This is a genomic window from Pseudomonas defluvii (assembly GCF_001695625.1).
Classification (GTDB): Bacteria; Pseudomonadota; Gammaproteobacteria; order Pseudomonadales; family Pseudomonadaceae; genus Aquipseudomonas; species Aquipseudomonas defluvii.
On the sequence record NZ_MBPN01000015.1, the window covers coordinates 13,823 to 35,297 of the forward strand.

At 61.4% G+C, this 21,475-nt stretch carries 18 protein-coding genes; 14 read left to right on the forward strand and 4 right to left on the reverse strand.

Going from position 1 to position 21,475, the window contains the following annotated elements:
- Positions 1–106 precede the first annotated feature (106 nt).
- The gene (locus tag EKA13_RS06420; protein WP_065758568.1) at positions 107–1,018 is read left to right on the forward strand and encodes a DUF2242 domain-containing protein; all 912 of its coding nucleotides are present in this window, start codon (positions 107–109) and stop codon (positions 1,016–1,018) included.
- 212 nt (positions 1,019–1,230) lie between these two features.
- On the opposite strand, the gene EKA13_RS06425 is transcribed toward EKA13_RS06420, so the two are convergent.
- Complete coding sequence (locus tag EKA13_RS06425; RefSeq protein WP_065758569.1) at positions 1,231–2,271, reverse strand: AraC family transcriptional regulator; 1,041 nt, start codon at positions 2,269–2,271, stop codon at positions 1,231–1,233.
- 4 nt (positions 2,272–2,275) lie between these two features.
- Positions 2,276–3,394, reverse strand: coding sequence for a carbon-nitrogen hydrolase family protein (locus tag EKA13_RS06430; RefSeq protein ID WP_065758570.1), 1,119 nt, complete (start codon positions 3,392–3,394; stop codon positions 2,276–2,278).
- Positions 3,395–3,586: 192 nt separating this feature from the next.
- Between EKA13_RS06430 and EKA13_RS06435 the strand changes: the two genes are divergently transcribed.
- The gene (locus EKA13_RS06435) at positions 3,587–5,623 is read left to right on the forward strand and encodes an NADPH-dependent 2,4-dienoyl-CoA reductase (RefSeq protein ID WP_065758571.1); all 2,037 of its coding nucleotides are present in this window, start codon (positions 3,587–3,589) and stop codon (positions 5,621–5,623) included.
- A 64-nt stretch (positions 5,624–5,687) separates the two neighbouring features.
- Positions 5,688–6,584: a 1-aminocyclopropane-1-carboxylate deaminase/D-cysteine desulfhydrase gene (locus tag EKA13_RS06440; RefSeq protein ID WP_065758572.1), complete on the forward strand. Its 897-nt coding sequence runs from the start codon at positions 5,688–5,690 to the stop codon at positions 6,582–6,584.
- On the opposite strand, the gene EKA13_RS06445 is transcribed toward EKA13_RS06440, so the two are convergent.
- On the reverse strand, positions 6,581–7,129 hold the full coding sequence (locus tag EKA13_RS06445; RefSeq protein ID WP_065758573.1) for a cytochrome b: 549 nt from the start codon (positions 7,127–7,129) through the stop codon (positions 6,581–6,583). The two genes, EKA13_RS06440 and EKA13_RS06445, sit on opposite strands and share 4 nt — an antisense overlap.
- 177 nt (positions 7,130–7,306) lie before the next feature.
- Between EKA13_RS06445 and EKA13_RS06450 the strand changes: the two genes are divergently transcribed.
- A complete protein-coding gene (locus EKA13_RS06450; RefSeq protein ID WP_065758574.1) occupies positions 7,307–8,593 on the forward strand; it encodes an arsenic transporter in 1,287 nt (428 codons plus the stop codon).
- A gap of 17 nt (positions 8,594–8,610) precedes the next feature.
- Here the strand turns inward: EKA13_RS06450 and EKA13_RS06455 are convergent, their stop codons facing one another.
- Positions 8,611–9,555 (reverse strand): DUF1853 family protein, encoded by a 945-nt coding sequence (locus EKA13_RS06455; protein ID WP_065758575.1) that lies wholly within the window; start codon positions 9,553–9,555, stop codon positions 8,611–8,613.
- Positions 9,556–9,690: 135 nt separating this feature from the next.
- Here EKA13_RS06455 and EKA13_RS06460 point away from each other — a divergent pair, with 135 nt between their 5' ends.
- The 10 genes from EKA13_RS06460 (at position 9,691) to EKA13_RS06505 (ending at position 21,460) form a co-directional block, all read left to right on the forward strand.
- Positions 9,691–10,581, forward strand: coding sequence for an NAD(+) kinase (locus EKA13_RS06460; protein ID WP_065758576.1), 891 nt, complete (start codon positions 9,691–9,693; stop codon positions 10,579–10,581).
- Positions 10,581–11,552 carry a metallophosphoesterase gene (locus tag EKA13_RS06465; protein ID WP_065758577.1) on the forward strand — a complete coding sequence of 324 codons (972 nt, stop codon included), beginning with the start codon at positions 10,581–10,583 and terminating at the stop codon, positions 11,550–11,552. Before EKA13_RS06460 ends, EKA13_RS06465 begins: the two co-directional genes overlap by 1 nt.
- 5 nt (positions 11,553–11,557) lie before the next feature.
- A complete protein-coding gene (locus EKA13_RS06470; protein ID WP_065758612.1) occupies positions 11,558–12,427 on the forward strand; it encodes a rhomboid family intramembrane serine protease in 870 nt (289 codons plus the stop codon).
- Between the two features lie 14 nt (positions 12,428–12,441).
- Complete coding sequence (locus EKA13_RS06475; RefSeq protein ID WP_065758578.1) at positions 12,442–12,702, forward strand: YeaC family protein; 261 nt, start codon at positions 12,442–12,444, stop codon at positions 12,700–12,702.
- A complete protein-coding gene (locus tag EKA13_RS06480; protein ID WP_065758579.1) occupies positions 12,699–13,529 on the forward strand; it encodes a DUF2797 domain-containing protein in 831 nt (276 codons plus the stop codon). Before EKA13_RS06475 ends, EKA13_RS06480 begins: the two co-directional genes overlap by 4 nt.
- 12 nt (positions 13,530–13,541) lie before the next feature.
- Positions 13,542–16,199 carry an aminopeptidase N gene (gene pepN / locus EKA13_RS06485; protein ID WP_065758580.1) on the forward strand — a complete coding sequence of 886 codons (2,658 nt, stop codon included), beginning with the start codon at positions 13,542–13,544 and terminating at the stop codon, positions 16,197–16,199.
- Positions 16,200–16,492: 293 nt separating this feature from the next.
- Complete coding sequence (locus EKA13_RS06490; RefSeq protein ID WP_083199756.1) at positions 16,493–17,563, forward strand: WD40/YVTN/BNR-like repeat-containing protein; 1,071 nt, start codon at positions 16,493–16,495, stop codon at positions 17,561–17,563.
- The gene (locus EKA13_RS06495) at positions 17,560–19,959 is read left to right on the forward strand and encodes an efflux RND transporter permease subunit (RefSeq protein ID WP_065758581.1); all 2,400 of its coding nucleotides are present in this window, start codon (positions 17,560–17,562) and stop codon (positions 19,957–19,959) included. Before EKA13_RS06490 ends, EKA13_RS06495 begins: the two co-directional genes overlap by 4 nt.
- Before the next feature lie 105 nt (positions 19,960–20,064).
- Entirely contained in the window at positions 20,065–20,355 is a 291-nt protein-coding gene (locus EKA13_RS06500) for a DUF5629 family protein (protein ID WP_065758582.1), read from the forward strand.
- Positions 20,321–21,460, forward strand: a complete 1,140-nt coding sequence (locus tag EKA13_RS06505) for a lactonase family protein (RefSeq protein ID WP_065758583.1) — start codon at positions 20,321–20,323, stop codon at positions 21,458–21,460. The genes EKA13_RS06500 and EKA13_RS06505 overlap by 35 nt, the downstream gene beginning before the upstream one ends.
- Positions 21,461–21,475 lie beyond the last annotated feature (15 nt).

Below are 21,475 nucleotides of genomic sequence, written 5' to 3' on the forward strand. Positions count from 1 at the left end.
TCGAAAGGCGTCTCCGGGCAATTTACCGCCCAATCTTGCCTCGACACTTCAGTGATGCGCCGATGTGTAGCACAATAGGCGCCGAACGTTCTCCCCAGGATTTGCAATGTCAAAGTCAACCGTCTTTGGTGCGCTCGGGCTGGCCCTAGTGCTGGCGGGTGTTTCCGGCTGCTCCTCGAAAAAAGCCGCCATTTACGAACACGAGAATTTCGACGATTCGGGCACCTTCTCGCGCAGCTTTCCGGTGAGCGAGGCCGGTTCGTGCGAAGCTGCGCGGCGTGCCTTGCTCAGTCAGGGCTACATCATCACTACCAGCAGTGCTGGTCAGGTCACGGGTAACAAGAGTTTCCAGCAGACTGGCGACACTCATATGCAGATCAGCTTCAACGTGGTCTGTGCGGCTGACAACAGCAGCGCCAAGCGCTCAACCATGTTCGCCAACGCCCTGCAAGACCGCTATGCGCTGAAAAAATCCAATACCTCGGCCAGCCTTGGTGTCGGTGTGCTGGGTTCGGTGTCGATGCCGATTGGCTCTACCGACGACTCGATGGTCAAGGTGGCCAGCGAGACCGTAACCTCGGCCAAGTTCTATGAGCGCTACTTCGCGCTGGTTGAGAGCTTCTTGCCCAAAGAGCAGAAGAAGCCACAGAAGAAGGCGACTGAGCCAGAGAAGGCGCCAGAGCACGCACCAGAGCCGGCGCCTGCGGCTGCGCCAGCCGTTGAACTGGGTGTGCCGGAAAGCAACCCGGCGCCGGCCCCGACTCAGGCCCCGACACCGCCAGCTGCAGCCAGCGTGCCTGAGCCTGCTCCCTTGGCGCCTGCACCCGCTGCGCCGCCCGCCGCGCCATCTGCCACGCCGGTAGTCGATGACGGTGCAGCTTCGAAGCCTGTTGCCCCTCCGGTTGAGGCCGCGCCAATCACGGTTCAGGAGGTGCCTGCCGCTCCGCTCGCGCCTGCACTCAGTGAGCCGACACCTGCGGTCAACCCTACGGTGAGTGCGGAGCAACCGGTTCAGTAGGCGGCGCGGATAAATCGTCCGGCGTCTGCTACGTTTATTTCAAACAGCGGTCTTGTCATTTTTTCGTCACTGCGCAACTTTAAGGTGAATGACGAATCAATGAGATGAATGAGAAAAACGGAGCAGACAATGGACGACTATCAAGAAGAGCTTCTCGACTACAACGCCTACGAACTCGATCTGCCAGAGCCTGCAGATGACGCTACAGAGCTCTAGGCAGTGCGCCGCTGACTGCGACGGAAGTCGCCAGGGGTAACGCCGCTCCAACGCTTGAATGCACGCTGGAAGGCCTCTGCCGAAGCAAATCCCAACAGGTAGGCGATCTCGCCAAAGGCCAGCTCCGTATCGCGGATGTAGGCCATCGCCAGGTCGCGCCGCGTGTCGTTCAGAATCGTTCGGAACTGCGTGCCTTCTTCAGCCAGTTTGCGTCGTAGCGTCCAGGTCGGAAGCTGCAGACGGTTGGCGATTTCTTCCAGGTCCGGCTCATGCCCACCGCTGAGCAGCGGCCCCAGCAGTTGCACGATGCGCTCGCTGAGGCTGCGAATGCGCGTGCGCTGTTCCAGTTCAAGTTCGCACAACTGCAACAGGTGCTGCCAGGTGCTGGGGCAGTGGGTGCTGTTGCGCAACTCCAACTGGTTACGGTTCAGGCGTAGCTGGTTGGTCTCGGCAGCAAAATGAACCGGCGTCAGGCACAACCCCTGATACTGCTCGGCATAAGCTGGGGCCTCGAATTCGATATCGATACGTTCGGCGTGTAGCGGCATGCCCGCCACGCTCGACAGTTGCGCCAGCCAGCCCGCCAGGAGTGAGTCGACCACGAAGCGGTTGTAGGCGTTGTATGGGCTGATCGAGTAGAAGCGCAGCCAGGCACCTTGCGGGTCTTCATGAAACGTCGACTGACCGCGGTAGTTGGCGGCATACAGGGGTTCAAAGCGCAGCAGGGTGCGAGCGGCTTCGCCGACGGTGGGCGCCTGGGCTGCGGTCACCCCGGCAAGGCCTGTCTGGCTCAGGCGGCTCAGGCGGCCCATGTGCAGGCCCAGGGCCGGGTTGCCCGTGAGGGTGATGGCGGCATGGCCCAGGTGCATGTAGCGCGGTATCGACAGCCGGGCACATGGCTCGGCCAGGCGCGCCGGCTCCAGGCCATAGTGCGCAAGCAGAGGCGCGGGGTCGTGGCCGAGGTAGCGGACGGTTTCCTCCAGGCTCTGTACGAACCCTACCGAAAGATCTCCCAGGCGTACCCGTGGACGAGGCATCGTCTTACAGCCAGAGGTTGAGCAGGCGCGCGCCGGGTTTGGCGCTGACACTAAAGTTCTGGCCGTTACGGCTGGCAAAGCCCTCGCCGTCGGCGCTGACTTCCCAGAAGCGCCCCTGCAGGAACACGCTCATGCTCGCCTGTTCGCGGCCTTTGTTGGCAAGTATCAGACGCTGCCAGGCTTCGCCCTCGCTCACTTCACCGGGTTTGAGTGGCAGTTGTGTCGCCAGCGGCTGATGGCGGTTGCCACGCCAGGGCGCGCGCCAGCCATGCTTGACGCCGATGAAGGCCGGGTTGGCGATCACCTGCACCGCCTGTTGCTCAAGCTGGCGGTAGTTGTCCGGGTACCAGCTGTCACTGCCCACCAGGACGCCCAGGCGTCCTGCCGGCGTCTCGAGTACTTGCAAGGGTTGTGCGCCAGCATGAATGAAGCGGCGTACGCCGTTGTCCGGGTGTTTTTGGCGTACTGGTTGGCCCAGTATTGAGCCGTCATTGGCGAACACCAGGCTGCTGTTGTACAGGGCACCTGAGCCCACCCGCAGAGTGCCGCCGTCTACATACGGCTCGGGCAGGACGATGGAACCTGCTACGAGGGTGATGTCGAACTCGCGTGCCAGGCCGCCGAACAGTTGCTGGTAGTCGCTCGCCATCTGGGCCGCCTTCATGCGCAAGTGTGCGTCAGCGCGGCGGTCATCCCCTGTGGCGCCAAGCATCGCCAGCCCATAGCGCAACGGGTTGCTCAACTCCAGCCACTGCCGGGCCTGATCAAGGTGGGTGACCTGGTACATCTCGCTCTTTTCGCCAAGCGCCCAAAGCCAGGTGCCGATGTGTTCGGGCAGGATGACAACGGTTTTACGGCTGATCAGGCCCTGCTCACGTGCGTGCTGCAAGTAAGCCGCCAGCTTCAGGTGCAAGCGTTGCAGGCTTTGGTAGTCACCGGGGAACAGCTCAGGCTCGATACCGAGCAGGTTGCCCTGGTTCGCGGGGATGCCCTGGTTCAGTGTCAGTTCGACACGCAGGTCGGACAGGTAATGGCCGGCGGGACGTTGTTCTGTCCATAGCCCGTAGCCGCAAAGCATGGTGATGACAACCAGGGCGAGAGCCCCGAGCAGGAGTTTTTGCATGAGGCGGGCAAGGCCGACTAAGGATTTAAGCCGTTAGGGTAGTCGTGCTGCGCGGTTGGATCAATAAGTTGTCACTTTCGGTCATTGAGCGACGGGTAACAGCTCTTTAATGTCGACCTCAGATAACTGACGGGTTCCACCTCCGGGTGAGAGGCCTGCATTCCGTGATTAACGCTTGTTGTGGAGTACGTTATGGCCGCTGCCCAATACCCGCATCTGTTGGCTCCGCTGGACCTGGGGTTCACCACGTTGCGCAACCGCACCCTGATGGGCTCGATGCACACCGGCCTTGAAGAAAGACCGGGTGGTTTTGAGCGCATGGCGGCCTATTTTGCCGAGCGCGCCCGGGGTGGGGTGGGGCTGATGGTGACCGGCGGTATTGGCCCGAACGAAGAAGGGGGCGTGTATGCCGGTGCGGCCAAGCTGAGCACGCCGGAGGAAGCCCAGAAGCACCGTATCGTGACTCAGGCGGTGCATGAAGCCGGTGGCAAGATCTGCCTGCAGATCCTTCATGCCGGGCGTTATGCCTACAGCCCCAAGCAGGTCGCACCCAGTGCCATTCAGGCACCGATCAACCCGTTCAAGCCCAAGGAGCTGGACGAGGAGGGGATCGAGAAACAGATCCGGGACTTCGTAACCTGTGCGATGCTGGCACAGAGCGCCGACTACGATGGCGTCGAGATCATGGGCTCGGAAGGTTATTTCATCAACCAGTTCCTCGCCGCCCATACCAACCATCGTACTGACCGCTGGGGTGGCAGTTACGAGAACCGCATGCGTCTGGCGGTGGAGATCGTTCGTCGGGTGCGTGAAGCGGTCGGGCCGAACTTCATCATCATCTTCCGCCTGTCGATGCTCGACCTGATCGAGGGGGGCAGCGATTGGGACGAAATCGTGCAGTTGGCCAAAGCCATCGAGCAGGCTGGCGCCACGCTGATCAACACCGGTATCGGTTGGCACGAAGCGCGTATTCCGACCATTGCCACCAAGGTGCCGCGTGCCGCCTTCAGCAAGGTCACCGCCAAGTTGCGCGGTTCGGTGAAGATTCCGCTGATCACCACCAACCGTATCAATACCCCGGAAATCGCTGAGCAGATCCTCGCTGAGGGCGATGCCGACATGGTCTCCATGGCGCGTCCGTTCCTGGCGGACCCGGAGTTCGTCAACAAGGCCGCTGCCGGTCGTGCTGACGAAATCAACACCTGCATTGGCTGCAACCAGGCGTGTCTGGATCACACCTTTGGCGGCAAGCTGACCAGTTGCCTGGTCAACCCGCGTGCCTGTCATGAAACAGAGCTCAACTACCTGCCGACCCGTCTGTTGAAGAAAATTGCGGTGGTCGGTGCAGGTCCGGCGGGCCTGGCGGCTGCCACGGTGGCTGCAGAGCGGGGGCATCAGGTCACCCTGTTCGACTCGGCCAGTGAAATTGGCGGGCAGTTCAATGTGGCCAAGCGTGTGCCGGGCAAGGAAGAGTTCTATGAGACCCTGCGCTACTTCAAGCGCAAGCTGCAGACCACCGGTGTCGAGGTTTGCCTTGAGCAGCGCATGAGTGTCGAGCAACTGCTCAAGGGCGGCTACGATGAGGTCATTCTCGCTACCGGTATCGCACCGCGTCTGCCGGCTATTCCCGGTATCGGGCACCCTAAGGTGTTGAGCTATCTGGACGTCTTGCTGGCGCGCAAGCCGGTAGGCCAGCGCGTGGCGGTCATTGGTGCCGGTGGGATCGGCTTTGATGTGTCCGAGTATCTGGTTCACCAGGGGGTAGCGACCAGTCAGGACCGTGAGGCTTTCTGGAAAGAGTGGGGCATTGATACCACCTTGCAGGCCCGTGGTGGCGTTGCCGGGATACATCCGCAACCGCATGCGCCGGCCCGTCAGGTGTTTCTGTTGCAGCGCAAGAAATCCAAGGTGGGTGACGGTCTGGGCAAGACCACCGGCTGGATTCATCGCACGGGTTTGAAAAACAAGCAGGTGCAGATGCTCAACAGTGTCGAATACCTGAGCATCGACGATGAAGGGCTGCATATCCGTATTGGCGCGGGCGAGCCGCAGGTTCTGCCAGTCGATAACGTGGTTATCTGTGCCGGCCAGGATCCGCTGCGTGAGCTGTACGATGGCTTGCACGCCGCCGGTCAGTCGGTGCACCTGATCGGTGGTGCCGATGTTGCGGCCGAGCTGGATGCCAAGCGCGCAATCAATCAGGGCTCACGGCTGGCTGCCGAACTCTGATGCGGCAGGTACGGCGGGGTGCGCTAGACTGCGCTTCCCGCCCTGTACCGAGTTTGTTGTCGGAATGTTCGATTCACTTCCCTTGGCCCCACTCCAGCCGCTGTCACTGCCCTGGTTGAGCCGTGCCGGTGTTGAAGCGGCGGTGCTGCGCCTTGACCTCATCGACCCACTGATCAGCGGCAACAAGTGGTTCAAACTGCTGGAGCACCTGCGTGAGGCCCGTGCGGCAGGGGCTCCTGGCGTCATCAGCCTCGGTGGCGCGTACTCCAATCACCTTCATGCACTCGCGGCGGCAGGCCTGCGCTTTGGTTTCGCTACTGTCGGGTTGCTGCGCGGTCATCCGCAGGACACACCAACGGTACGTGACCTGCGCGCCTTCGGCATGGAGCTGCACTGGCTGGGTTATGGCGGCTATCGGGCGCGGCATGAACCGGGCTTCTGGGCGCCTTGGCACGCCCGCTACCCTGGTTGGCATTGTGTACCGGAAGGTGGCGGTGGTGCGTTGGGGGTCAAAGGGTGCGCGCAGATTGTAGAGCAGGCGCGATGTCAGCTTTCGGCACTGGGTTGGCCTGACTACGATGGCTGGTGGTTGGCGGTCGGGACCGGTACCACATTGGCCGGTCTGGTGGCGGCTGAAACAGGCGCGCACTGGGTGCAGGGTGCTTTGGCGGTGCCCGGGGATCATGGTGTTGCCGCACAGGTCGATGGGCTGCTGGGAGCAGGCCGGGCAGGTTACGTGCTGCACGACGCCAGCCGCGCAGGTTTTGCCAGGGTCGATGCAGAACTGTTGGCGTTCATTGAGGCGAGCGAAGTGCAGTCGGGCCTTCCCCTTGAGCCGCTGTACACGGGGAAAGCCCTGCTCGCCTTGCGCGAGCAGGTGGAACAGGGCGCCTTCGCGCCCGGCACGCGGCTGATTTTCCTGCACACCGGCGGCCTGCAAGGCCGCCGGGGGCTGGTTTAGTCGGCTTTTGGCAGCATGCGCCGCAGCGTGTTGTCGCGGCTGACATAGTGGTGATACAGCCCAGCCAGGGCGTGCAGGCCGATCAGCCAGTAGCCCAGCGAGGCAATCAGCTCATGCCAGCCCTTGATCTGCTTGCCCAGGTCTGGATCTGGCGCAATCAAGGCGGGCAGGTTGAAGCCATAGAAGGGGATCGGTTTGTCGCTGGCGCTGAGAATCAGCCAGCCGGCCACAGGCAAGCCGATCATCATCGCGTACAGCGCCCAATGCATCAGTGTGGCCAGGCCGCGCTGCCAGGCCGGAGGGTTAGGTTCGATACGGGGTGTCGGGCTGATGACGCGCAGCAACAGGCGCAGCCAGACCAGCACAAAGACACTCAGGCCGAGCATGAAGTGCAGGTCTTTCATCAGGGCGCGCTCGGCGCTGTCCTTGGGGAACATACCCCGTAGCTCGATACAGGCGTACACCGCTGCCAGCAGTATCAGCATCAGCCAGTGAAGGGCAATCGACAGACTGCCGTAGCGGTCCCGGGTGTTGGTTAGCGTCATATGAGCTCCTCGTTATCAGGTCGTATTTCGCGCTCTTGCTTGGCGCTGGGCATTAACTGTAATTGTTTGTTTCAGAGATCATAGGAGAAATAGCAGCAAAATTTCGTTAGTGACCAAACAAACACTCGTTAAAATCCGCCGTCTTTTCCCCTCGACTTTCTGCAAGGCTGTTGTCTCATGCTGATGGCGTCATTGATCTTCCTGCTGACTATCACCTTGGTGATCTGGCAACCCAAGGGCCTCGGTGTCGGCTGGAGCGCGACGTTCGGGGCGTTGTTGGCGCTGATCAGCGGTGTGGTGCACTGGAGCGATATTCCGGTGGTCTGGCAGATCATCTGGAACGCTACCGGTACCTTCATTGCGTTGATCATCATCAGCCTGCTCCTTGATGCAGCGGGGTTCTTCGCCTGGGCGGCCCTGCATGTGGCGCGTTGGGGGCGTGGCAGCGGGCGGCGGCTGTTCGCTTACATCGTGTTGCTGGGGGCGCTGGTGTCGGCACTGTTTGCCAACGACGGCGCAGCGCTGATCCTTACACCTATCGTCGTTGCCATGTTACTGGCCTTGCGTTTCTCGCCAGCGGCGACTCTGGCATTCGTCATGGCTGCGGGCTTCGTGGCCGACACCGCCAGCTTGCCATTGGTCGTGTCTAACCTGGTGAACATCGTTTCTGCGGATTTCTTCGGCATCGGCTTCAACCGTTATGCCGCCGTCATGTTGCCGGTGAACCTGGTCAGCGTGGCGGCCACCCTGGGTATCCTGATGTGGTTCTTTCGACGTGACATTCCGCGCGATTACGACCCGTTGCAACTGGATCGGCCACGCAGTGCGATTCAAGACCCGGCCACCTTTGTGGCCGGCTGGCTGGTGTTGTTGATCTTGCTGCTGGGGTGTTTTGCCCTGGAGCCGCTCGGCATTCCCATCAGCGCGATCTCGGCGGTGTGTGCGGCTGTCTTGCTGCTGGTCGCCGCCCGCGGCCACACCATTTCCACACGCAAGGTCCTCAAGGAAGCCCCGTGGCATATCGTGATCTTCTCGCTGGGCATGTACCTGGTGGTGTATGGCTTGCGTAATGCCGGGTTGACCGGGCAACTGGCCACCTGGCTCGACACGTTCGCCCGCTCCGGCGTCTGGGGGGCGGCACTGGGTACCGGGCTGCTCAGCGCCGTCCTGTCGTCGATCATGAACAACTTGCCGACCGTACTGATTGGCGCCTTGTCCATCGACGCCAGCCAGGCCACAGGGGTCGTCAAGGAAGCGATGGTCTATGCCAATGTGATTGGCAGTGACCTGGGGCCGAAAATTACCCCGATCGGCAGCCTGGCGACCCTGCTCTGGCTGCATGTGCTGGAGCGTAAAGGGGTGCACATTGGCTGGGGCTACTACTTCAAGGTCGGCATCGTGCTCACCGTGCCGGTGCTGCTACTCACCCTGATGGCTCTGGCACTGCGTTTGACGGTTGTCTAGACGGCGCCAGGGGTGTGTCAGCCGGGCAGATTCGGCCAGGTATCCGCCACCAGAAACACGCGCTCGGCTTCTTCCCAATCGCCGGGCCCGGTTTCCACCAGCCTTACCATGAGTTGCGCAGGGGCCATTGGATCGAGGGCGCTTAGCCAGGCCTGCAGGTGCTCGGCCGTCCAGGTCTGTTCAGTCGGGTAGCGCGCCGGTGCCAGCCAGGCATGGCGCGGCAGGTGTTGCCAGCGGCCGGTCGGGCTCTGCGCAAAGAACGCCGGCCAGTCGCGTTGGTGCAGCCAGCGGCCCTTGAGGTGCTCGGGGTGGGCCCCGTGTGGTGATGCGGCATGACCCGGCCACGGGTAGAGCAGGTAACCGCCCAGCCATAGGTGTGCGTTGAGCTGCGCGATGTCCAGCGCCGCCAAGGCTTCGCGGCTTTCGGCGCGGGCCGAGATGGGAAGCTGGTGCTGGGCCAGATGGGCCAATTTAAGATCAAGGCGGTCATGACAGCCGGGGCCAAGCCACTGCGCCGGATCGCTGCCATCACCTGCCTGTGGTCCCAGGTAGAGTTTGATCGCCAACTCTAGGTGATGTACCCCGTCGCGGTCACGCAGGAGGATATCCAGTTCGCCCAGCGTGTGCCCACCGTCACGGATCGGCAGGTTGGCGGCCAGCAGTTCGATCCCGGGTGCGTGATGCAGGGCAAACTGCCATAGGCGTTCGTAGTACAGGCCCAGTCGCCGGTTGGCGGCCTGTGCCAGCCAAAGCAGCAATGCGCTGCTGTCCTGGTCCAGGCGCTGCAGCCATTGGCTCAGGTGCGCCGGTTGCTGTACCCAGTCACTGCCCTGCAGCGGGTGGCGTTGAGGCCACGGCGTGGCGCTGAGCATGGGCGGGGCCAGGATGACCCAGGCCAGATCACGCACCTGCGCTTGGCGCAGGTGACGGGGCAGGTCGGTCAGGTCATGAAATGGGTTCATTCTGCGAGCATAGCCCTGATGCCCGCTGCAGTGCGAAAAAACGCCAGCGTTTGCCGCTGCACAGCGCTTTCGCCCATAATCGGTGTCTTTCGCCCACTGGCCATTTCACCCGCCGCAGAGCCTTGCAGGAGCCCCATGGAGCATTTTCGCAATATCGGTATCATCGGTCGCCTTGGCAGTTCCCAGGTACTCGATACCATTCGCCGACTGAAAAAATTCCTGTTGGCGCGGCATCTGCACGTCATCCTTGAGGACACCATCGCCGAAGTGCTGCCAGGGCATGGCCTGCAAACTTCGTCGCGCAAGCTGCTTGGCGAAGTCTGCGACATGGTCATCGTGGTCGGTGGCGATGGCAGCCTGCTGGGTGCTGCCCGGGCCTTGGCCCGTCACAACATTCCGGTATTGGGGATCAACCGCGGCAGCCTGGGTTTTCTCACCGATATCCGGCCCGATGAGCTGGAGGTGAAGGTCGCCGAAGTACTTGATGGCCATTACCTGGTGGAAAACCGCTTCCTGCTTCAGGCTGAAGTCCGTCGGCATGGCGAGGCCATTGGCCAGGGCGATGCACTGAACGACGTGGTGCTGCATCCGGGCAAGTCGACACGCATGATCGAGTTCGAGATCTACATCGATGGCCAGTTTGTCTGCAGCCAGAAGGCCGACGGCCTGATCGTGGCCACCCCGACCGGCTCGACCGCTTATGCGCTGTCGGCAGGCGGGCCGATCATGCACCCCAAGCTCGACGCTATCGTCATTGTGCCGATGTACCCGCACACGCTGTCCGGGCGACCGATCGTGGTCGATGGCAACAGCGAGCTGAAGATCGTCGTGTCCAAGGACCTGCAGATTTACCCGCAGGTTTCCTGTGACGGCCAGAACCACTTTACCTGCGCCCCAGGCGACACCATCACGGTGAACAAAAAGCCGCAAAAGCTGCGCTTGATTCATCCGCTGGACCACAATTACTACGAGGTGTGCAGAACCAAGCTCGGCTGGGGCAGCCGTTTGGGCGGTGGAGGCGACTGATGCTCGATCCCGCGCGCAGTTACGATCTGATCGGTGATGTACATGGGTGCGCCCAAACCCTTGAACACCTGTTGGAAACCCTTGGCTACAGACGCCTGGGAGGTGTCTGGCGGCATTCGCAGCGTCAGGCACTGTTTCTGGGCGACATCATTGACCGTGGGCCACGGATCCGCGAGGCGCTGCACCTTGTTCATGACATGGTCGAGGCCGGTCAGGCCCGGTGCATCATGGGCAACCACGAATTCAGCGCGCTGGGCTGGAGCACGCCGGCCTTGCCGGGCAGTGGCAAGACCTATGTGCGTGAACACACCCCACGTCATGCCCACCTGATTGACGCAACACTCACCCAGTTCGCCCAGCATCCTGGTGACTGGCACGATTTCCTCGGTTGGTTCTATGAGCTGCCGTTGTTCCTCGATGCCGGGCGTTTCCGCCTGGTTCACGCCTGTTGGGACGCCAACCTGATCGAGCCGCTGCGCCAGGAGCGTCCGAACGGTTGTATCGACGAGCGTTTTGTCCAGGCGTCGGCGGTGTCCGACAGCTTTGCCTCTGTCGTATGCAATCGCCTGTTGCGGGGTACCGACATGCGCTTGCCGGGCGGCTTGACCCTGACCGGTGGCGATGGCCTGACCCGAGCATTTTTCCGGACCAAGTTCTGGGAAGAAGACCCGCAGACCTACGGCGACATCGTTTTCCAACCCGATGCCTTGCCCGAGCAGGTTGCCAGCACGCCACTGACCCACACGCAGAAAAGTAACCTGCTGCGCTACGGTGAGGACGAGCCTATGCTGTTCGTCGGCCATTACTGGCGCAGCGGCAAGCCCGCGCCGATTCGCCCCAACCTGGCTTGCCTGGACTACAGCGCCGTACTGTACGGCAAGCTGGTGGCCTATCGGCTGGACAATGAAACCCGGCTCGATCCGCACAAGTTCGTCTGGGTCGATGTCGAGCGGCCGGAGGCCAATGCATGAGCGTGGTGAATGTGGTCGAGGTGCTGCGCTTGCCGTTGAGCATCGACCTGAGCGGGTTCATCGGCCTGCTGAGGCGCCTTCAGGTGCCTCACCGGGTCAGTGAGGAGGGCGGCGAGCAGGTGTTATGGGTCAGCGAGCCGCTGGCGGGCGAGGTGCTGGCGTTGTATCAGCGCTTCCCTGAAGGCAATGCTGAGTTTGCCGCCGAGCCGCTACCGAACAGTGAACCGACACGCCCCGGCTTTATCGATCAGCTTCGCGCAAGCAAGGCGACAACGGCGATCTTGCTGCTGTGCCTGGTGGTGGCGGGCTTGACCGGCCTGGGTGACAACCTCTCGACCTTGAGCTGGCTGACGTTTCTCGATTTCACCGTACACGGTGACTACCTGTACTTCACGCCGCTGGCCGAGAGCCTGGCCGCTGGCCAATGGTGGCGCCTGGCAACACCGATGCTGGTGCATTTCGGCCTATTGCACCTGGCCATGAACGGTATGTGGTTTTGGGAGCTGGGCCGCCGTATCGAGTGGCGCCAGGGCGCTTGGGTCATGCTCGGCCTGACGCTGTTGTTTGGCGTGGTGTCCAACGCTGCGCAGTACCTGTTCGGCGGGCCGAGCCTGTTTGGCGGTTTGTCCGGGGTGCTTTACGGCCTGCTGGGGTATATCTGGTTGTACCAGTGGCTCGCGCCCAACCCGCTCTATCGCATGCCGCGCGGGGTGTTGGTCATGATGTTGATCTGGCTGTTGCTGTGCCTGTCCGGCCTTGTCAGTTTGCTCGGCTTCGGCCAGATCGCCAACGCCGCCCATGTCGGTGGGTTATTGGTCGGTTGTCTGAGCGGGCTCTTGGGCGGGGCGCTGGCCCGGCGTAAACTGACGACTTGATTTTGGGAGACGCTATGTCCACTTTTTCGCAAATGATCGAAAACATTACCCCGGAAATCTACGAGAGCCTGAAGCTCGCCGTGGAAATCGGTAAATGGTCCGACGGGCGCAAGCTCACCGCCGAGCAGAAAGAACTGTCGTTGCAGGCCGTCATTGCCTGGGAAATGCAGAACCTGCCGGAAGAGCAGCGCACCGGCTACATGGGCCCGCAGGAATGCGCGTCGAAGTCGGCACCGGTGCCGAACATTCTGTTCAAGTCGGATGCGCTCCATTGATCGAGCTCGGTCGCGGATCCATCAGCAAAATGTCGGCGCGTCTTGAGACGCCCCTGGTTCAGTACGCGTTTCGTCTTGGCGACAGCGAAGTACCGGTCAACCCCTTGTTGGGAACCACCGTGCGCCTCGAGTACCTGGGGGCAATTCACTGCATCCATTGCGGGCGCAAGACCAAGACCAGTTTCAGCCAGGGTTACTGTTACCCCTGCATGAGCAAGCTGGCCCAGTGCGACGTCTGCATCATGGCCCCGGAGAAGTGTCACTACGACCAGGGCACCTGCCGCGAGCCGGCATGGGGCGAACAGTTCTGCATGACGGATCATATCGTCTACCTGGCCAACTCGTCCGGGCTCAAGGTCGGCATCACCCGAGCCAGCCAGTTGCCCACCCGCTGGCTCGATCAGGGCGCCAGCCAGGCGCTGCCGATCATGCGTGTGGCCACGCGGCAACAGTCGGGGTTGGTCGAGGACCTGTTCCGCGCCCATGTACCGGACCGCACCAACTGGCGTGCGTTGCTCAAGGGCGATGCCGAGGCGGTGGACCTGGTCGCTGTGCGCGACCAGCTGTTCGAGCAGTGCGCCGAGGGCCTCCAGGCACTGCACGCACGTTTTGGCCTGCAGGCCATTCAACCGTTGTCAGATGCTCAAACCGTCGACATTCGCTATCCGGTCGAGGCCTATCCGAGCAAGATCGTCAGCTTCAACCTGGACAAGAATCCCCTGGCTGAAGGCACGCTGCTGGGCATCAAGGGCCAGTACCTGATCTTCGACACCGGCGTGATCAATATTCGCAAATACACGGCCTATCAACTCGCCGTGCATCAGTAAAAGGATCGCCACATGCGTACCGAACAGCCGCAAGTGATTTACCTCAAGGACTATCAGGCTCCCGAATACCTGATCGACGAGACCCACCTGACCTTCGAGTTGTTCGAGGACCACACATTGGTCCACGCGCAGTTGGTCATGCGCCGTAACCCGGCGCGGGGCGCTGGCTTGCCACCGTTGGTGCTGGATGGCCAGCAGTTGGAACTGCTGTCGGTACAGCTCGACGACCGCGAACTGAGCGCTACCGAGTATGAGCTGAGCGACAGTCACCTGACACTGCAGCCAACGGCGGCGCTCTTCACCCTCGACACCTCGGTCAAGATCCATCCGGAAAGCAACACCGCGCTGGAAGGCCTGTACAAGTCGAGCGGCATGTTCTGCACCCAATGCGAAGCCGAGGGCTTTCGCAAGATCACCTATTACCTCGACCGTCCGGACGTCATGAGCAAATTCACCACCACGGTGATTGCCGAGCAGCATCGCTACCCGGTGCTGCTGTCCAACGGTAACCCGGTCGGCACCGGGCCTGGCGAAGACGGCCGGCATTGGGCGACCTGGGAAGACCCGTTCATGAAACCGGCCTACCTGTTTGCGCTGGTGGCGGGCGACCTGTGGTGTGTCGAAGACACGTTCACTCGCCAGTCGGGACGTGACGTCACCCTGCGTATCTATGTCGAGCCGGAAAACATCGACAAGTGTCAGCACGCCATGACCAGCCTGAAGAAGTCCATGCGCTGGGATGAAGAGGTCTATGGGCGTGAGTACGACCTGGACATCTTCATGATCGTTGCGGTCAACGACTTCAACATGGGCGCCATGGAAAACAAGGGCCTGAACATCTTCAACTCCAGTTGCGTACTGGCCCGCGCCGAAACCGCCACCGACGCTGCGCACCAGCGTGTCGAGGCGGTGGTCGCCCACGAATACTTCCACAACTGGTCGGGCAACCGCGTGACCTGCCGTGACTGGTTCCAGTTGTCGCTCAAGGAAGGCTTCACGGTGTTCCGTGATGCCGAGTTCTCGGCTGACATGAACTCGCGTACGGTAAAGCGTATCGAAGACGTGGCCTACCTGCGTACCCACCAGTTTGCCGAAGATGCCGGCCCCATGGCTCACGCCGTGCGCCCGGACAGCTTCATCGAAATTTCCAACTTCTACACCCTGACCGTGTACGAGAAGGGCTCGGAAGTGGTGCGCATGGTGCGTACCCTGTTGGGCGTTGAAGGCTTCCGCAAGGGCAGTGACCTGTACTTCGAGCGTCATGACGGCCAGGCGGTCACCTGTGACGACTTCATCAAGGCCATGGAAGATGCCAACGGCGTCGACCTGAGCCAGTTCAAACGCTGGTACAGCCAGGCTGGCACGCCACGCCTGGCGGTCAGCGATGCCTATGACAGCGTCGCGCAGACCTACAGCCTGACCTTCCGGCAGAGTTATCCACAAACCCCGGACAAACAGGAAAAGCAGCCCTTCGTCATTCCTGTAGAGCTGGGCCTGCTTGATGCGCAGGGCAATGACTTGCCACTGCGTCTGCTCGGTGAGGCGGCGGCCGAGGGCACTACCCGCGTACTGTCAGTGACCGAGGCTGAACAAACCTTCACCTTTGTCGATGTGGCGGCCAAGCCACTGCCGTCATTGCTGCGTGGCTTCAGCGCACCGGTCAAGCTGAGCTTCCCCTATGACCGCGACCAATTGATGTTCCTGATGCAGCATGACAGCGACGGCTTCAACCGTTGGGAAGCCGGCCAGCAGTTGTCTGTGCAGATCCTGCAAGAGCTGATCGAACAGCACAAGCAGGGCGCCAAGCTGGTACTCGACCCGCGCCTGGTAACCGCACTGGGCAGCGTCCTGAGCAATGATCAACTGGATCAGGCGATGGTCGCTGAAATGCTTTCGCTGCCCAGCGAGGCCTACCTCACTGAAATCTGTGAAGTGGCGGATGTCGATGCTATCCATGCGGCCCGCGAATTCGCCCGCAAACAACTGTCCGAGCAGTTGTTCGACGCACTGTGGGCCCGTTATCAGGCCAATCGCGCGGTGTCGCGCACCACCGCGTATGTGGCCGAAGCCGAGCATTTTGCCCGTCGCAGCCTGCAGAACATCGTGTTGTCCTACTTGATGCTCAGTGGCAAACCACAGGTGCTGGAAGCGACCCTGGAGCAGTTCGATGCGTGCGACAACATGACGGAGCGTTTGACCGCGCTGGCCGTGTTGGTCAACTCGTCGTTCGAGGCCGAGCGGGCCAAGGCGCTGGAGACGTTCGCCGACCACTTCAAGGACAACCCGTTGGTGATGGACCAGTGGTTCAGCGTCCAGGCGGCCAGCACCTTGCGGGGCGGTTTGGCGCGAGTCAAAGCACTGATGCAGCATCCGGCCTTCACGATGAAGAATCCGAACAAGGTGCGCGCCCTGATTGGTGCGTTTGCCGGGCAGAACCTGGTCAACTTCCATGCGGCAGACGGTTCCGGCTACCGCTTCCTGGCGGACCTGGTGATTGAGCTCAATGCACTCAACCCGCAGATCGCCTCGCGGCAACTGGCACCGCTGACTCGCTGGCGCAAGTACGACGCTGCGCGTCAGGCGCTGATGAAGGGTGAGCTGGAGCGCATTCTTGCCTCCGGCGCGCTGTCCAGTGATGTCTATGAAGTGGTCAGCAAAAGCCTGGCTTGATCGGGTTTTTGACACGCTTGTCGGCGTCTGCTTTCGCTGATGCCGTCGCCGGCAAGTTGGCGCCCACAGGGCTACACAAGGCCCTGTGGGCGCCAACTTGCCAACGATGCAGGCGCCACGCGCCCGCAGCCTCCTTTCCCGCGCTTAACAAAAGATAACGTCTTGTTCGTTGTCAGCCCTTTCTAAACCCCGATAGGATGGTTCTCAGCTATTGCGGGGCTCTGGAACAGGGTTTTTGGCTGTGCCCGCAACTGGATTTGACCCAAATAACAATTAAATCGGGGGAGAGATCTATGGGTGAGCCCGTCATGGCGCGCACCGGGTATGGTGCAGGACAAGGGCGCAGGGGGCCGACCGTGTTGGTTGGCAGCAGCCTTCTGGCGTTGGCCCTGGGCATGTTTGCCAATACTATCGAGGCGGCGCAGGCGCAGGAGTCTGCAGCCTCGGCAACGGTCTACGCCATTGAGTCCGATAAGGCCGCTCGCAGTCTGTTGCTTGACGTCACCAAGGCCGGCGCCCGGCTGGTAGCGGTTGGTGACCGTGGCCACATCCTTTTCTCCGATGACCAGGGGCAGACCTGGACCCAGGCACGGGTGCCCACCCGGCAGATGCTCACTGCGGTTTACTTTGCCGATGCCCGCCATGGCTGGGCGGTAGGCCATGATGCGCAGATCCTCGCCAGCAGTGACGGCGGCGCGACCTGGAGCAAGCAATTCGAAGACCTCAAGCGTGAAGCGCCCTTGCTGGATGTGTGGTTCCAGGACGCGCAGCACGGTTTTGCTGTGGGGGCTTATGGGGCTCTGCTTGAAACCGTTGATGGCGGCGCAGCCTGGCAAGAGGTCAGCGACCGTCTGGATAACGAAGATCAACTGCACCTCAATGGCATCGCGGCGGTGAAGGATGCAGGGCTGTTCATCGTTGGAGAGCAGGGCGTGATGTTCCGCTCAGCCGACGCTGGGCAAACCTGGAACCGGGTGGAAGGGCCCTACCAGGGCTCGTTGTTCGGTGTGGTCGGTACGGCGCAAGCACGCACGCTGCTGGCCTATGGCTTGCGCGGCAACCTGTTCCGCTCCACCGACTTTGGCGACACCTGGCAAACCATTCCCCTGCATGCCGAACGCGGGCAGTTGGAGTTCGGCTTGTCCAGCGCGACGCTTCTGGACGATGGCAGCCTGGTGCTGGTCGGTAATGGCGGTAGCGTCCTGCGCAGCACCGACGATGGTGCAAGCTTCAGTGTCTATAACCGGGCCGATCGTATCGCGCTGGCGGCTGCCAGCGCAGTCACGGATGGCAAGCTGATTCTGGTAGGCCAGGGCGGCGTCCATGTTGCCACGTCATCTGGCGCTGAGAGGGTACAACCATGACCAGTCGGGAATCGTTCGGCACCCACCAGCACCATCACGACAAGGCGTCGGTTCTTGAACGCCTGATTTTCAACAACCGGCCTGCTGTCATCTTCATCTGCCTGGTCGTCAGCCTGTTCCTGTTCTGGCAGGCCACCTTGATCCGCCCCTCGACCAGCTTCGAGAAAATGATCCCGCTTGAGCATCCGTTTATCGAGAAAATGCTTGAGCACCGTAACGACCTGGCCAACCTTGGCAATACGGTGCGTATCTCGGTGGAGGCAGTCGATGGCGATATCTTCGACAAGCACTACATGGAAACCCTGCGTCAGATCCATGATGAGGTGTTCTACATTCCCGGTGTCGATCGTTCTGCGCTCAAGTCGTTGTGGAGCCCGAACGTTCGCTGGACCGAGGTGACCGAAGAAGGTTTTGCCGGTGGCGAGGTCATTCCGAAGACCTACGATGGTTCCGCCGACAGCCTGGATGAACTGCGCAGCAACGTGCTCAAGTCCGGGCAGATAGGCCGTCTGGTGGCCAACAACTTCAAGTCCAGCATTGTCGATGTACCGCTGCTGGAGTCCTACCCCGACCCGCAGGACCAGGGAAAGCAGATCAAGCTGGATTACCAGCAGTTCTCCCATCAGCTGGAAGAGAAGATCCGCGACAAGTTCCAGGCACAGAACCCCAATGTAAAAATCCACATCGTCGGTTTCGCCAAGAAGGTTGGCGACCTGATCGATGGCCTGATGATGGTCGCGATGTTCTTCGGCATCGCCCTGGCCATCACCTGGGTGCTGCTGTACTGGTTTACCTGGTGTATCCGTAGCACCATCGCCGTGCTGATCACCACCCTGGTGGCGGTGGTCTGGCAGTTGGGCTTGATGCACGCAGTGGGCTTTGGCCTGGATCCGTACTCGATGCTGGTGCCGTTTCTGATCTTCGCCATCGGCATTTCCCATGGGGTGCAGAAGATCAACGGTATCGCCTTGCAGTCCAGCGATGCCGACAATGCCCTGACCGCTGCACGGCGAACCTTCCGCCAACTGTTCTTGCCGGGGATGATTGCCATCCTGGCCGACGCGGTGGGCTTCATCACCCTGCTGATCATCGATATCGGGGTGATCCGCGAGTTGGCCATTGGCGCCTCCATCGGTGTGGCGGTGATCGTCTTTACCAACCTGATCCTGCTGCCGGTGGCGATCTCCTATGTCGGCATCAGCAAGAAGGCTATCGAGCGCAGCAAGCGCGATGCCACGCGTGAGCACCCGTTCTGGCGGCTGCTGTCCGGCTTTGCCAGTGCCAAGGTTGCGCCTGTGTCAGTGGTGCTGGCGCTGTTCGCGTTCGGTGGTGGCCTCTGGTACAGCCAGAACCTGAAGATCGGTGATCTCGACCAGGGAGCGCCTGAACTACGTCCTGACTCGCGCTATAACCTGGACAACCGTTTCATCATCAGTAACTACTCGACCAGCTCGGATGTGCTGGTGATCATGGTCAAGACGCCATCCGAAGGCTGCTCGGTCTATTCGACCATGGCGCCGGTCGATGAGTTGATGTGGACCATGGAAAACACCCCGGGCGTGCAATCGGCGATTTCACTGGTAACGGTGTCCAAGCAGGTCATCAAGGGCATGAACGAGGGCAACCTGAAATGGGAGACCTTGTCGCGTAACCCGGATGTGCTGAACAGTTCGATCTCCCGTGCCGATGGCTTGTACAACAGCGACTGTTCGCTGGCCCCGGTGCTGGTGTTCCTCAACGATCACAAGGCCGAGACCCTTGATCGCGTGATCAAGGCGGCCCAGACCTTCGCCGATGAACACAACAAGGACGGCCTGGAGTTCCTGCTGGCAGCGGGTAATGCCGGGATCGAGGCCGCGACCAACGACGTGATCAAGTCGGCCGAGCTGACCATCCTGATCCTAGTGTACATCTGTGTGGCCGTGATGTGCATGATCACCTTCCGCTCGTTTGCCGCGACCTTGTGCATCGTGCTGCCGCTGGTGCTGACTTCGGTGCTGGGTAATGCGCTGATGGCCTTCATGGGCATCGGTGTGAAGGTGGCGACCCTGCCTGTGGTGGCGCTGGGGGTGGGTATCGGTGTGGACTACGGCATTTACATCTACAGTCGCCTGGAGAGTTTCCTGCGCGCCGGGCTGCCGCTGCAGGAGGCCTACTATCAAACCCTCAAGTCCACCGGCAAGGCGGTGCTGTTCACCGGTTTGTGCCTGGCCATTGGCGTTGCGACCTGGATCTTCTCGGCAATCAAGTTCCAGGCTGACATGGGCTTGATGCTGACCTTCATGTTGCTCTGGAACATGTTCGGCGCATTGTGGTTGTTGCCGGCACTGGCACGTTTCCTGATCAAGCCGGAGAAACTGGTGGGCAAGGAGGGTGGGTCGATTTTCGCCCATTGATCGCCTCGGTTGAGCGCAACGCCGGCCCCTACGGGGGCTGGGGTGCCGGCGATGTTGTTTGCATTGGAGTATCATTGTGCTTTTCCGCACGATGATACCTCTCTCATGACGACCCTTTCCCACGCCCTGCAAGCCAGCGACATGCTGTTGATCGACGGCCTGCATGCCTTTGATTTCACCTTCGATGAGACCGGTCTGCAGGTTGAATGCATGGATGGCCGTGCACTCAAACGCTGGCAGTTCAGCATTGAGCAGATCAATGCAGCCCGCGCGGACAGCGGCGACTGGTTGATCGCGGCCGACGGTGTCGAGCACCGTCTGGTGTGCATGAGTGCCTTGCGCGCCTCGGAAGAGGATGACGATGAAACGTCTGCTGACGTGTCTATTGATCAATAGTGCTGTTGCCATGACGGCTACGGCGCAAGGCCACGAACTGCTGGTCGGCAGCTACACCCAGGGCAGCAGCGAGGGGATCTATCGCTACCGCTTTGACAGCCAGAGCGGGCAGATCGAGCCAGAGCCGCTGCAGGTGGTGCAGAGTGTCAACCCGTCCTGGCTGGTCGTGTCCAGTGACCGTCGCCTGTTGTTTGCGGTCAACGAGAACGGCGCCGGGCATGGCCAGGTCAGCAGCTTTGCGCTTGCCCCCGGCAGCGGTGCGATAAGCCCGCTGAGCCGGCTCGACAGCCTGGGTGACGAGCCGACCCACGCCAGCCTCAGTAATGACGGCCGCTACCTGTTCGTTGCCAACTATGCGGTGCAGCCAACCCCGGGCGGGAGCCTGTCGGTGCTGCCCGTGGCGGCAGACGGGCGCTTGTTGCCGGTGGTGCAGCAAGAACGCCATCCGCCCAGCTACGTCAACCCGGAGCGCCAGTCCGGCTCCCATGTGCATGCGGCGGTGTCGTCGCCGGATGGGCGCTACCTGTATGCCTGCGATCTGGGCGCCGACAAGGTGTTCATCTATCGCTACGACAGCGCCAACCCCGAGCGCCCCTTGAGCCCGGCCCGCCCTGCGGCGGTCAACCTGCCGCCGGGCAGTGGGCCACGCCATCTGGTGTTCGCAGCCACTGGCAAACAGGCTTACCTGACCCTGGAGATGAGTGCTGAAGTGGTGGTGTTCGATGTACAGGATGGCGTACTCATCGAGCGTCAACGGCTGCCCTTGAGCGACTCTCAGGCGCCGACCAGCAAAGCGGCGGGGGCCTTGCACCTCTCGCCGGACGGGCGCTTCCTGTACGTGAGTAATCGCGGTACCGCCAACCAGCTGTTGGTGTTCGCAATCGACTCGGCCCTGGGGACGCTGACGCCGCTGCAACGGCGCTCGGTGGAAGGTGATCATCCTCGCGAGTTCAGCCTCGACCCGAGCGGTGGCTATGTGCTGGTTGCCAACCAGAAGAGCAACCAGATCGTGGTCATCCAGCGCGACCGACACACCGGCCTGCTGGGCAAGACTGTGCAGAAGCTTGCCCAGGATGCGCCTTCGGACCTGAAGTTCGTCAATTGACCATCGCGGGCAAGC

What these genes read in the sequence shown, in the direction of transcription:
- EKA13_RS06420 (WP_065758568.1), top strand. Translation starts at nt 107, where the DNA reads ATGTCAAAGTCAACCGTCTTTGGTGCGCTCGGGCTGGCCCTAGTGCTG.
- EKA13_RS06425 (WP_065758569.1), bottom strand. Translation starts at nt 2,271, where the DNA reads ATGCCTCGTCCACGGGTACGCCTGGGAGATCTTTCGGTAGGGTTCGTA.
- EKA13_RS06430 (WP_065758570.1), bottom strand. Translation starts at nt 3,394, where the DNA reads ATGCAAAAACTCCTGCTCGGGGCTCTCGCCCTGGTTGTCATCACCATG.
- EKA13_RS06435 (WP_065758571.1), top strand. Translation starts at nt 3,587, where the DNA reads ATGGCCGCTGCCCAATACCCGCATCTGTTGGCTCCGCTGGACCTGGGG.
- EKA13_RS06440 (WP_065758572.1), top strand. Translation starts at nt 5,688, where the DNA reads ATGTTCGATTCACTTCCCTTGGCCCCACTCCAGCCGCTGTCACTGCCC.
- EKA13_RS06445 (WP_065758573.1), bottom strand. Translation starts at nt 7,129, where the DNA reads ATGACGCTAACCAACACCCGGGACCGCTACGGCAGTCTGTCGATTGCC.
- EKA13_RS06450 (WP_065758574.1), top strand. Translation starts at nt 7,307, where the DNA reads ATGCTGATGGCGTCATTGATCTTCCTGCTGACTATCACCTTGGTGATC.
- EKA13_RS06455 (WP_065758575.1), bottom strand. Translation starts at nt 9,555, where the DNA reads ATGAACCCATTTCATGACCTGACCGACCTGCCCCGTCACCTGCGCCAA.
- EKA13_RS06460 (WP_065758576.1), top strand. Translation starts at nt 9,691, where the DNA reads ATGGAGCATTTTCGCAATATCGGTATCATCGGTCGCCTTGGCAGTTCC.
- EKA13_RS06465 (WP_065758577.1), top strand. Translation starts at nt 10,581, where the DNA reads ATGCTCGATCCCGCGCGCAGTTACGATCTGATCGGTGATGTACATGGG.
- EKA13_RS06475 (WP_065758578.1), top strand. Translation starts at nt 12,442, where the DNA reads ATGTCCACTTTTTCGCAAATGATCGAAAACATTACCCCGGAAATCTAC.
- pepN (WP_065758580.1), top strand. Translation starts at nt 13,542, where the DNA reads ATGCGTACCGAACAGCCGCAAGTGATTTACCTCAAGGACTATCAGGCT.
- EKA13_RS06490 (WP_083199756.1), top strand. Translation starts at nt 16,493, where the DNA reads ATGGGTGAGCCCGTCATGGCGCGCACCGGGTATGGTGCAGGACAAGGG.
- EKA13_RS06495 (WP_065758581.1), top strand. Translation starts at nt 17,560, where the DNA reads ATGACCAGTCGGGAATCGTTCGGCACCCACCAGCACCATCACGACAAG.
- EKA13_RS06500 (WP_065758582.1), top strand. Translation starts at nt 20,065, where the DNA reads ATGACGACCCTTTCCCACGCCCTGCAAGCCAGCGACATGCTGTTGATC.
- EKA13_RS06505 (WP_065758583.1), top strand. Translation starts at nt 20,321, where the DNA reads ATGAAACGTCTGCTGACGTGTCTATTGATCAATAGTGCTGTTGCCATG.